Below are 12,778 nucleotides of genomic sequence, written 5' to 3'. Positions count from 1 at the left end.
TTAGTCGAACTGGTCATAAAATGAATAGGCCATGTGAAAACATGGCCTATTTTTATAAGAGCTCACATCACTTTAAGCGAATCAACTCTCACTATTTTTGAGTGCAAATGTTTCAATATATTGTGCAATCTCTTGTGGTTGACTAAGTACTGCCCAATGGTTTGCATCAACTTCTACACGTTCAAAATCTGTTGCCCATTTAGGCACTTCATCAATCAATTCTGGACTTACAAATTTATCTCTTAACAGTACAACCGCCTGTACAGGACATACTGCATAACGCTCACGTGGACGAGTTAAACGTGGAAGAAAGTTAGCACGGTATAGTCCGATACCATGTTCACCATCTTTTGCAATATTTTGGTTTAAGGGTAAGCCTTTCTTTTTCTCAAGTTGCGTTAAAATTGCACCCCAGCGTTGTGGGCTAAAAAAATGCCAAACGGTCGGGGCAAGAAATGGTAACTGGAATGCAACGATATACCAAGATTTAAATAACTGCTTAAAAAATTTAGGCTTTTCATGTAAAAACTGTTCACGCATCCAAAAAGCCGCATGATCTAAACAAGGTCCAGACATAGTGGTATAAGACAAAATACGATTTTTAAATTTAGGTTCAGTCACAGATTCCCACGACTGAATCGAGCCCCAATCATGCGCTGCAAGATGAAAATTACGATTGGGCAGTAGCTCATTTACCACGCACTCTAAATCCAAAGATAAGCGTGCTAAAGCATAATCACGAATTCGTTTTGGTACAGAAGACTGTCCTGCCCCACGTACATCATAAGTAATGATGTAAAATTTTGAGATCAATTGTTCAATAATCGGTTCCCAAACTTCTTGATTATCGGGATAGCCATGCACCAAAACCAACGCAGGGTTTTCAGCATTACCCCATGTTTTTGCATAAAGTTTTTGTTTGTCTTGGGTGGATATCCAATAAGTTTGCACTTGCATTGAGTCACCTTTTATTGTTTTACCATTGGCTGTGATTTCGTTGTAAAGGGCATTTAGATCAATGCCACATTCCATTCTGTTCTTTATTATGGTTTAAAAATCGATAACTAGAATTGACCATGAATGCGCTAATCAAAAAACTACAGACAATCCCATTTGTTTCCAAATTTATGTTGAATCATTTTTCTCCATATAAAGGTGCAGGGATTGAAATCGAAAAAATTGATCTAAAAAACTATCACGTTCGGGTCAAAATGCCACTGACGCATAGCAATCAAAATATTGTTGGCGTGCACTTTGGCGGTAGTTTGTATTCAATGGTTGATCCATTTTATATGCTTCTTTTAATGCATCATTTAGGCCCGAAATATATGGTTTGGGACAAAACCGCAAACATCAATTTCCTTTCCCCTGGTCGCAGTACGGTTTATGCAGATATCCGTTTAGATGCGATTGAAATCGAACATGTGAAGAACTTGGCCGAAAACTATAGTCCAGTCTATCGTAACTATACAGTGAATATTTTTGACGACTCGGGCTTAAGAATTGCTGAAGTACAAAAAACGGTGTATATCCGTCGTAAAAACCCTCACCCATTAAAACGCTGAAGTCTGTTTGAATGAGCCATTTTAAAGCCAAATAGTCAATAAATTGTGTAATAGTGAAGAGATGCTGAACTCTTCTAAAATTAGATATTGATAAAAAAATAAGCGCATGACGTTATAAACGTTGCGCTTATTTTGATTTGGTTTTAACGACTATTTATTTTGCTCAATTGCAGCACCAGCACCACCACCGATCGCACCACCAATGGCAGCACCGGCATCACCGCCGAGTACACCTTTACCAATGACTGAGCCAATACCTGCACCTATACCACTATATGTTGCATTACGGTTTGAACCATTGTTGGCTTTGCTTCCTACAGCAGCACCACCACCTGCACCAACAGCAGCACCCACACCATTACCAGCATGATTACCTATACCACCACCAACAGCACCACCAAGTGCCGCGGAAGTAATACGCTTATCATTTGCTGACATGTTTTCACAACCTGTAAGCATCACAATAGGTAAACTCACACACATCATAGTCATTACTATTTTTTTCATGTTATTCATCCTTTCTATCTGAACTTACAAATGCAATTAATTACAACTGAATTTATGAAAACACTAATTTATGGATTAAATTAAATTTTCATGTTGCTATTTGTAGTCTTTAATTATCAAAGATGCACAGTCGAATTTAAATAACATTCATGTTAATAAGAAATTATCATTGAATGACGATTTCCTCATAAAGCATTAACTTAATCACAAGATTTTTAAAACTAAAAGCATCATTCTATTCGTTTAAATTTTTCTTTGAGAAAATGATAACTTGCATAAACAAGCATTAAGATTGCCAGCTGGCTGAATACCAAGAAAAGCATAAAAAAGAGTTCAGCAAAGACAACACCAAGTTGATAGTGATACAAGGATTGGAATAAATAACCATTTCGACCTAAACCTATGGTCATATCTTGTTTCGCGAAATGCCATTGCATCATCGAAAAACTAAACCAGATAAATCCAATAACACATACAACCATAATTACCCCATCCAACAACTTAAATTGCACTGTCTGAGTGGTTGTTTGAGGTGCAGTTTCACGCTCTTCTTGCCAAATCATACAAAATAAAAAAACGGCCCAGATGCTGCTCAATAGCGAAAAATATGCAGTAATCGATACTGTATAAAAACCCAAGGGGCCAAACATTCCCGTTTGAACCTTTAATTTTTCTGTGATGAATTGAAATACATTATGCTGCCAATTCATTTCTGGCTGAGCTGGTAAAAACATCAACAAACAGGCGGGAACGAACATGACTGCCAGTAAAACCATCAATGTATGTCTAATTTTTATTGCCATTTTAAATGCTTATGTGTTGAGTCCACTCAGTATATAAAAAAAGACGCCCTAAGGCGTCTTCTTCATTTCAAAAGCTGTTTAACTTAGAAAGTATCTTCATTTAAAGCTTGAGAGAATGCTTGATCAACTTCAGAGAAGTCATTTACAAGCTCATGCTCTGCAGCTTCTGCTTCTTGACGACGACGTTCTAAATGGTATGCAAGACCAGTACCAGCTGGAATCAAGCGACCTACAACAACATTTTCTTTCAAACCACGTAACTCATCTTCTTTCCCTGTTACAGCAGCTTCAGTTAACACACGTGTTGTTTCCTGGAACGATGCAGCAGAGATGAACGAATCAGTAGAAAGCGATGCTTTCGTAATACCCATCAATTGACGTTCATACTTCGCAGGAAATTTGTTCTGAGCCAATACTGCTTGGTTTTCGCCCACAACGCGGATGTAATCCACTTGTTCACCTTTGATAAAGCTTGTATCACCACCGTCGGTAATGTCTACTTTACGCAACATTTGACGAACGATTACTTCGATATGCTTATCGTTGATTTTTACACCTTGTAAGCGGTAAACGTCTTGAACTTCGTTCACGATGTAGTTGGTTAATGCAACTTCACCTTTCAAACGTAAGATGTCATGTGGATTTTGTGGACCATCAGAAATGGTTTCACCACGGTTAACATGCTCACCTTCAAACACGTTAATGGTACGCCATTTTGGAATCAACTCTTCATAAATTTCAGAGCCATCATCTGGTGTAATCACTAAACGGTTCTTACCTTTGGTTTCTTTACCAAAGCTTACAACACCTGAGATTTCAGCAAGAATTGCATGTTCTTTCGGCTTACGTGCTTCGAACAAATCAGCTACACGTGGTAGACCACCGGTAATATCACGAGTACGTGAAGTTTCTTGTGGTACACGACCAATAACGTCACCAACACCAATCGTTTCACCATCACGAACAGTAACGATCGTGTTCTGTGGCAAGAAGTAGAACTGTTCGCCGCCATCTGTTGTATCCAACACGATTGCAGGACGCAAATCTTTACCAGAAGCAGGACGCGCTGTTACAGGTAAGATTTCAACAGTCGTCATACCCGTTGCATCATCAGTTTTAGATGTTGCAGTTACGCCATCCGAAATTTGGCTGAAGCGTGCTTTACCAGCAACTTCTGTCACCAATGGATGTGTATGCGGATCCCAAGTCGCAACAATACCGCCGCCTTCTACAGGTTGACCATCTTTAATCAAGATAGACGCACCGTATGGAAGTTTATAACGTTCACGTTCGCGACCTAAGTCATCTGCAATACCGATCTCACCTGAACGTGAAACAGATACCAAATGGCCTTTAGCATGTTGAACAGTTTTAACGTTATGAAAACGAACCGTACCTTTATTACGTACTTGTACGCTATTTGCAGCAGATGTTCGGCTTGCAGCACCACCCACGTGGAATGTACGCATGGTTAACTGTGTACCAGGTTCACCAATTGATTGTGCAGCCATAACACCAACAGATTCACCTGGATTTACCAAGTGACCGCGAGCCAAGTCACGACCATAACATTTCGCACATACACCGAAAGTGGAAGCACAGTTTACAACTGAACGTACTTTAACTTCATCAACACCAGCATCTTCAATATATGCAGCGATTTTTTCATCAATCAATGTGTTACGTGGAAGAACAACTTCATCTGAACCCGCTTTTTTCACGTCTTCAGCAGTTACACGTCCTAATACACGTACACTTAATGGCTCAATAACGTCGCCACCTTGAATGAACGGAGTCATTACAAGACCTTCAAGCGTACCGCAATCTGGCTCTGTAATAACCAAGTCTTGTGCTACGTCTACAAGACGACGAGTCAAGTAACCAGAGTTCGCAGTTTTAAGTGCTGTATCGGCCAAACCTTTACGTGCACCATGTGTTGAAATGAAGTATTGAAGTACTGTCAAGCCTTCACGGAAGTTCGCTTTAATCGGCGTTTCAATAATCGAACCATCTGGTTTCGCCATCAAACCACGCATACCCGCAAGCTGACGAATCTGAGCTGCCGAACCACGGGCACCTGAGTCAGACATCATGTAGATACTGTTGAATGATTTTTGCTTCTCGTCTTCGCCCTGTTTATTTTTAACAGTTGTGAAGGACAAGTTATCCATCATCGCTTTCGCAACTTGGTCGTTGGTACGCGCCCAAATATCGACAACTTTGTTGTAACGCTCACCTGCCGTTACGAAACCTTGCTCAAATTGTTGTTCAATTTCACGAACTTCAACTTCTGCTTTTTCGATAATTGCTTGTTTTTGTGGTGGAATCAACATGTCTTCCATACCTACAGAAACACCTGAACGTGTTGCTTGACGGAAGCCCAAGTACATCAATTGGTCAGCAAAGATAACAGTATCTTTCAAACCTAATTTACGGTAGCAAGAGTTAATCAATTTAGAGATGTTCTTTTTCGTCATCTCAACGTTGATTTGTTGGAAATCCATACCTTCAGGCACAACTTCCCAAAGTAAGCAACGACCAGGCGTCGTATCTACAACAATTGTTTGATGCTCACGGTTACCGTTTTCATCAATCACTGTTTGGTGTACACGTGCTTTTACACGCGCATGTAAGTCAACTTGACCAGTTGCAAGTGCACGGTTTACTTCATGAGTATCCGCAAACACCATGCCTTCACCTTTGGCATTGATTGCATCACGTGTGATGTAATACAAGCCCAAGACAACGTCCTGAGAAGGTACAATGATCGGCTCACCATTTGCAGGTGACAAGATATTGTTAGTCGACATCATTAACGCACGAGCTTCTAATTGAGCTTCAAGTGTTAATGGAACGTGAACCGCCATTTGGTCACCATCGAAGTCGGCGTTAAACGCAGCACAAACGAGTGGATGTAAACGGATCGCTTTACCTTCAATTAAGATAGGTTCAAATGCTTGAAGACCTAAACGGTGAAGTGTTGGCGCACGGTTCAACATGACTGGATGTTGACGAATTACAGATGCAAGAACGTCCCAAACTTCAGGGGTTTCACGCTCAACCATTTTCTTCGCAGCTTTAATGGTTGTTGCTTGGCCAGAAGCTTGTAGCTTAGCAAAGATAAAAGGCTTGAATAATTCAAGAGCCATTTTCTTTGGAAGACCACATTGGTGTAAACGTAAAGTTGGACCTACAGTAATTACCGAACGACCAGAATAATCGACACGCTTACCAAGTAAGTTTTGACGGAAACGACCTTGCTTACCTTTGATCATATCTGCCAAAGATTTAAGCGGACGTTTGTTCGAACCAGTAATTGCACGACCACGACGACCATTGTCCAATAACGCATCCACAGACTCTTGTAACATACGTTTTTCGTTACGTACGATAATGTCTGGTGCAGCAAGGTCAAGAAGACGTTTTAAACGGTTGTTACGGTTGATCACACGACGATAAAGATCGTTCAAGTCAGAAGTCGCAAAACGACCACCTTCAAGCGGTACCAACGGACGAAGATCAGGTGGAAGTACAGGAAGTACATTCATCACCATCCATTCAGGCTTGTTGTTCGACTCTTTGAACGCTTCCATCAACTTCAAACGTTTAGAGGCTTTTTTAAGCTTCGTTTCTGAAGTCGTGTTCGGAATTTCTTCACGTAAACGAGAAATTTCAGCTTCAAGATCGATGTCTTTCAACAAATCTTGAACTGCTTCTGCACCCATTTTCGCGCTGAATTCATCACCATGTTCTTCTAACGCTGTGAAGTATTCTTCATCGTTAAGAAGTTGGTACTTTTCCATTGGCGTCATGCCAGGATCAGTGACCACATAAGATTCGAAGTACAATACACGTTCGATATCACGTAAAGTCATATCAAGTAATAAACCGATACGGCTTGGTAATGATTTCAAGAACCAAATATGCGCAACTGGAGAAGCAAGCTCGATGTGACCCATACGCTCACGACGAACTTTTGCAGTTGTTACTTCAACGCCACATTTTTCACAAATGACGCCTTTATATTTCATACGCTTGTATTTACCACACAAGCATTCGTAATCTTTTACTGGACCAAAGATTTTGGCACAGAATAAACCATCACGTTCTGGTTTAAACGTACGATAGTTAATGGTTTCTGGCTTTTTAACTTCACCGTGAGACCATGACTTAATCATTTCTGGTGACGCAAGACCAATACGGATACGGTCAAACTCTACTGGAGCGTGACCATCTGAATCCGTCTTTTTGCGCATGATATCGAGCAAGTCTTTCAATTTTTTTCTCCGTGTGTCGAAGCACTTTTCAGGCTACGACTGGGTCACAAATATTGTTTTTTCACTGAGATTTGGCATCTCCCCTACCCCCTCTTTCTTAAAGAGGGGACATTCCCCCCTTTAACAAAGGGGGAATGGGTGGGATTTAGTCACCATTTTTCAGTTCAATGTTGATACCTAAAGAACGGATCTCTTTGGTCAATACGTTAAACGATTCAGGCATACCCGGATCCATATAATGGTTACCATCTACAATATTCTTATAGATGCGAGTACGACCTTCAACGTCATCCGACTTCACAGTAAGCATTTCTTGAAGTGTATAAGCAGCACCATAAGCTTCTAGTGCCCAGACTTCCATCTCACCGAAACGCTGACCACCGAATTGTGCTTTACCACCAAGCGGTTGTTGAGTTACAAGTGAATAAGAACCAGTAGAACGCGCATGCATCTTGTCATCAACCAAATGGTTCAACTTGAGCATATACATATAACCAACAGTTACTGGGCGGTCAAAACGCTCACCTGTACGTCCGTCATACAATACTGTTTGACCTGTACGTGAGATACCACCAAGCTCAAGCAACTCTTTGATCTGACTCTCTTCTGCACCATCAAATACTGGCGTAGCTAAAGGAACACCTTTACGCAAGTTACCTGATAACACCAAGATTTCTTCATCGGTCAAGCTATCAAGATCTTCTTGCTCGCCACCAACTTTGTTATAAATCTTGTCTAAGAAATCACGAAGCTCAAGAACAGTACGTTGCTCTTTCATCATCTTGTCGATCTTATCGCCAAGACCTTTTGCAGCCATACCTAAGTGAGTTTCAAGAATCTGCCCCACGTTCATACGTGATGGTACACCCAATGGGTTAAGTACGACATCAACTGGAACACCATGGATGTCATGCGGCATGTCTTCAACAGGCAAGATGTTTGATACAACACCTTTGTTACCGTGACGACCCGCCATCTTATCACCAGGCTGGATACGACGTTTTACAGCTAAGTAAACTTTAACAACTTTCAAGACACCTGTTGTAAGCTCATCACCTGTAGAAAGTTTGCGTTTTTTCTCAGCAAATTTCTCATCGATCTCGTAGCTCTTCTCTTTCAAGAACACTTGAATTTGAGTTAAGCGTTCAGCAATACCTTCATCTGTTGGTTGAACTTCTAAAAGATCAACAAGCTCTAAACCAGACAATACATCTTCAGATAGCTTATCACCACGCTTCGTAGTACCGCCGCCATTCGACTCTTGGCCTTTTAACAAACGGATAATACGTTCACGAGCAGCTTCTTCGAAAATTTTGAATTCTTCTTTCAAGTCTTTACGGTAAGCATCAAGTTGCGCTTTCTCAATCGCTTGAGCACGTTCATCTTTCTCGATACCGTCACGTGTAAACACTTGAACGTCGATGACTGTACCTTTAACGCTTGAAGAAACACGTAAAGATGAATCTTTAACGTCTGCCGCTTTCTCACCAAAGATTGCACGAAGTAATTTTTCTTCAGGAGTTAATTGTGTTTCACCTTTAGGTGTCACTTTACCAACAAGAATATCACCCGCTGCAACTTCAGCACCGATATAAACAATACCTGATTCATCAAGTTTAGATAACGCTGCTTCACCTACGTTAGGAATATCGGCAGTGATTTCTTCCGCACCTAACTTCGTATCACGTGCAACACATGATAATTCTTGAATATGAATTGAAGTTAAACGATCTTCTTGAAGAACACGTTCAGATAATAAAATCGAGTCTTCGTAGTTATAACCATTCCAAGTCATGAACGCGACACGCATGTTCTGACCTAGTGCTAATTCACCACCATCAGTTGATGGACCATCAGCAAGAACGTCACCACGACCGACTTTATCGCCCATGCTCACAAGCACTTTTTGGTTAATACATGTGTTTTGGTTTGAACGCGTGTATTTGATCAAGTTGTAGATATCTACACCTGCTTCACCCGCAATCATTTCATCTTCATTGACACGAATAACCACACGTGATGCATCTACAAACTCAATGCGTCCACCACGTTTCGCAATCACACATACACCAGAGTCGTGCGCTACGTTTGCTTCCATGCCGGTACCCACAAGTGGTTTATCAGCAAGCAATGTAGGAACAGCCTGACGTTGCATGTTTGAACCCATCAAGGCACGGTTAGCATCATCGTGTTCAAGGAATGGAATAAGAGATGCAGCGACAGAGACAACCTGTTGAGCCGATACATCCATATGCGTCACTTTTTCAGGTGGCATACGAACGAAGTCACCTTGGTGACGTACTGAAACGAAGTCTTCAGTTAAATGTCCATCTTTATCCAATGCAGAATCGGCCTGTGCAATCACAGTACCAACTTCTTCAATTGCAGATAAATATTCAACATCATCTGTTACACGACCATCAACAACGCGACGGTATGGTGTTTCCAAGAAACCGAAGTTGTTCGCTTTTGCATAAACAGAAAGCGAGTTGATCAAACCAATGTTTGGTCCTTCAGGCGTTTCAATTGGACATACACGACCATAGTGAGTTTGATGTACGTCACGTACCTCAAAGCCCGCACGTTCACGTGTCAAACCACCAGGCCCAAGCGCAGATACACGACGTTTGTGTGTAATTTCTGACAATGGGTTGTTTTGATCCATAAACTGTGACAATTGGCTTGAACCAAAGAATTCTTTGATTGCAGCAGCAACTGGTTTCGCATTGATCAAATCTTGTGGAGACAAGTTATCTGTTTCAGCTTGGTTTAAACGCTCTTTAACAGCACGCTCAACACGAACCAAACCAACACGGAATTGGTTTTCTGTCATTTCACCAACAGAACGTACGCGACGGTTACCCAAGTGATCGATATCGTCGACTTCACCTTTACCGTTACGAATTTCTACCAATGTTTTCAGTACATCGATGATGTCATCGTTAGAAAGAATACCTTCTACTTCACGAGACTTCTGATCTGTACCCACTTCGTAAGGACGACCCAAACGACGGTTAAACTTCATACGACCCACAGGCGATAAATCATAACGCTCTGTAGAGAAGAATAAGTTATTGAATAAGTTTTCAGCCGCTTCTTTCGTTGGTGGCTCACCTGGACGCATCACTTTGTAGATTTCTACAAGTGCTTCTTCACGGCCAGATGTTGTATCTGCACGTAAGGTGTCAGCAACAAAAGAACCGCGATCGATGTCATTGGTGAACAGGATATTAAATTGTTTAATACCACCTTCAGCAATTCTGACCAAAATCTCATGACTTAATACAGTGTTAGCAGTAATCACTTCACCATCTTTAAGCACGATATCTTCAGCAGTAATACGCTCATACAAATATTCATCTGGAACTGGAAGTTTAGTTAAACCAGCAGCTTCCATTTGACGTACATGGCGAGCATTAATACGTTTACCTTGTTCAACAATGGCTTTACCATCATTGTCCACGATATCAAATTGAGCCATTTCACCACGAAGACGTTCAGGCACAAGGTCAATCTGATAGCTACCCATATCAAGATATACAGGTACTTTTTCGTAGAACATATTCAGAATTTGTTCATTGCTATAGCTCAATGCACGTAACACAACAGTCGCAAGCAATTTGCGACGACGGTCAATACGTACAAAGACTAAATCTTTAGCATCAAACTCAAAATCTAACCATGAACCACGATAAGGAATAATACGTGCTGAATAAAGCACTTTACCGCTTGAATGCGTTTTACCTTTATCATGGTCAAAGAATACGCCTGGTGAACGGTGTAATTGAGATACGATTACACGCTCAGTACCATTGATGACAAAGGTACCATTCTCCGTCATGAGTGGCATTTCACCCATGTACACTTCTTGTTCACGTACGTCTTTAATAGATTTCGTTTCACGATCTTTGATGATCAAACGAATTTTAACGCGCATTGGTGCCGCAAAGGTTGAGCCACGAAGAATACATTCGCGAACATCAAACTCTGGTTTACCAAGACTATACTCAACGAATTCTAAAGCAGCATTGCCCGAATAACTTTCAATAGGAAAAACTGAACGAAATGCAGCTTGGAGACCGATATCTTCGCGATTTTTTGGAGTTTTGCCATCTTGCAAGAATGTTCTGTACGAGTCGACTTGAATCGAGAGCAGGTACGGAGCATGCATGACTTGGGGCAATTTACCAAAATTCTTACGGATCCGTTTCTTTTCGGTATATGAGTATGCCATCTGGAGTCCTCGGAAAGTAAACTAAGTCCGCCTGCAGAACGAACTTAGAAGGAATTACGCAGGTCGATATGACCACCACTTTTATACAAATGCTGCAAATTTCAGTGGTACAAAACGCTTAACAATATTTTTAAAGTGGAAAAATATTGGTAAGCGTTTGATTATGTTTATTTATTTTAAAAATTGATGGTTTTTCTACCAATCAATCTAAAATCGAGCCGGTTATTGTAACGCAAAAAGGCTGATGACCCAAGAGCCATCAGCCAATTTTTGGGGTCAAATTAAAATTCGACCCCTAGCGAAATTACTTAACAGTAACTGTAGCACCAGTTTCTTCAAGTTTTTTCTTAAGTTCTTCAGCTTCTTCTTTAGAAACGCCTTCTTTAAGATTTGAAGGAGCGCCTTCAACTAAGTCTTTAGCTTCTTTCAAGCCAAGACCAGTAACTTCACGTACTGCTTTAATTACAGCAACTTTGTTAGCACCGAAAGAAGTCAATTCAACATTGAATTCTGATTGCTCTTCAGCAGCAGCAACAGCAGGACCTGCAGCTACAGCTACAGCAGCAGCTGATACATTGAATTTCTCTTCGAAAGCAGAGATAAGTTCAACAAGTTCAAGAACAGTTTTTTCAGCAACTGCGTTTAAGATTTCTTCGTTAGTTAAAGCCATGAGAATAACTCCAAATGGATATTGAATGGTGTGTGAAATTTATTAAGCTTATGCAGCTTCTGACTCGTTTTTCTCTTTGAGCGCTGTAATAAGGCGACCCAATTTCGAAATAGGAGCTTGAAGAACATTGGCAAGCATAGTAAGTGCTTTTTCTTGGTTCGGAAGATTCGCGATAACGCTAACTTCAGCACCTTGATAAAGTTTGCCATCAAATGCAGCAGCTTTAAGTTCAAATGCTTTGTTAGTTTTAGCAAATTCTTCAAACAAGCGAGCAGCTGCGCCCATGTCATCTTCAGAAGTTGAAAAAGCTAGAATAGTTGGACCAACAAGGTTTTCGTCTAAGATATCAAATTGAGTACCTTCGAAAGCACGTTTAGCCAAAGTGTTACGCACGATACGTGTCTTAACACCTAACTTACGAGCTTCAACACGAAGTGTAGTCAATTGTTCAACTGTTAAACCTTGGTAGTCAGCAACAACAGCAGCAAACGCGGTAGAAGCAACTTCATTTACTTCCGCAACGATCTGTTTTTTGTCTTCGATAAGAAGAGCCATTGTAAAACCTCCTAACGGTGATTTATGCAATCCACGGACTGCACTCCCAATTCGTAAATCAATCTCTTGACTTACACGCGGAGGAGGAATCAATCACACCACCGCGTCTACTCAGACTGGTATTTTAAGAAGCGAATCCGAAGACTCCCCTCGCCTGAGGTCTTTGA

Annotated in this window: 8 protein-coding genes; 1 reads left to right on the top strand and 7 read right to left on the bottom strand. The window is 40.9% G+C overall.

Translation table 11 applies throughout. The annotated features are described in order from the left end of the window. Positions 1-81: 81 nt before the first annotated feature. On the bottom strand, positions 82-957 hold the full coding sequence (locus ACG916_RS01855; protein ID WP_419326987.1) for an alpha/beta fold hydrolase: 876 nt from the start codon (positions 955-957) through the stop codon (positions 82-84). Between the two features lie 119 nt (positions 958-1,076). On the opposite strand from ACG916_RS01855, the gene ACG916_RS01850 reads away from it, so the two are divergent. Continuing rightward, positions 1,077-1,565, top strand: coding sequence for a PaaI family thioesterase (locus tag ACG916_RS01850; RefSeq protein WP_336952368.1), 489 nt, complete (start codon positions 1,077-1,079; stop codon positions 1,563-1,565). Between the two features lie 150 nt (positions 1,566-1,715). Here ACG916_RS01850 and ACG916_RS01845 read toward each other — a convergent pair whose 3' ends face one another. The 6 genes from ACG916_RS01845 to rplJ form a co-directional block, all read right to left on the bottom strand. Then, positions 1,716-2,072: a YMGG-like glycine zipper-containing protein gene (locus tag ACG916_RS01845; RefSeq protein WP_336952370.1), complete on the bottom strand. Its 357-nt coding sequence runs from the start codon at positions 2,070-2,072 to the stop codon at positions 1,716-1,718. A 230-nt stretch (positions 2,073-2,302) separates the two neighbouring features. After that, positions 2,303-2,875, bottom strand: coding sequence for a hypothetical protein (locus ACG916_RS01840; RefSeq protein WP_419326985.1), 573 nt, complete (start codon positions 2,873-2,875; stop codon positions 2,303-2,305). Positions 2,876-2,958: 83 nt separating this feature from the next. Further along, positions 2,959-7,152 (bottom strand): DNA-directed RNA polymerase subunit beta', encoded by a 4,194-nt coding sequence (gene rpoC / locus ACG916_RS01835; protein ID WP_336952374.1) that lies wholly within the window; start codon positions 7,150-7,152, stop codon positions 2,959-2,961. 145 nt (positions 7,153-7,297) lie between these two features. Beyond that, positions 7,298-11,386, bottom strand: a complete 4,089-nt coding sequence (gene rpoB, locus ACG916_RS01830; RefSeq protein ID WP_004718475.1) for a DNA-directed RNA polymerase subunit beta — start codon at positions 11,384-11,386, stop codon at positions 7,298-7,300. Positions 11,387-11,690: 304 nt separating this feature from the next. Continuing rightward, complete coding sequence (gene rplL, locus ACG916_RS01825) at positions 11,691-12,056, bottom strand: 50S ribosomal protein L7/L12 (protein ID WP_004818508.1); 366 nt, start codon at positions 12,054-12,056, stop codon at positions 11,691-11,693. Between the two features lie 48 nt (positions 12,057-12,104). Continuing rightward, entirely contained in the window at positions 12,105-12,611 is a 507-nt protein-coding gene (rplJ, locus tag ACG916_RS01820; protein ID WP_336952377.1) for a 50S ribosomal protein L10, read from the bottom strand. Positions 12,612-12,778: the final 167 nt, after the last annotated feature.

The organism is Acinetobacter legionensis (genome assembly GCF_048552295.1).
GTDB lineage: Bacteria > Pseudomonadota > Gammaproteobacteria > Pseudomonadales > Moraxellaceae > Acinetobacter.
The sequence above is the reverse complement of the archived record's forward strand: the minus strand, read 5'-3'. Positions and strand labels throughout refer to the sequence as shown.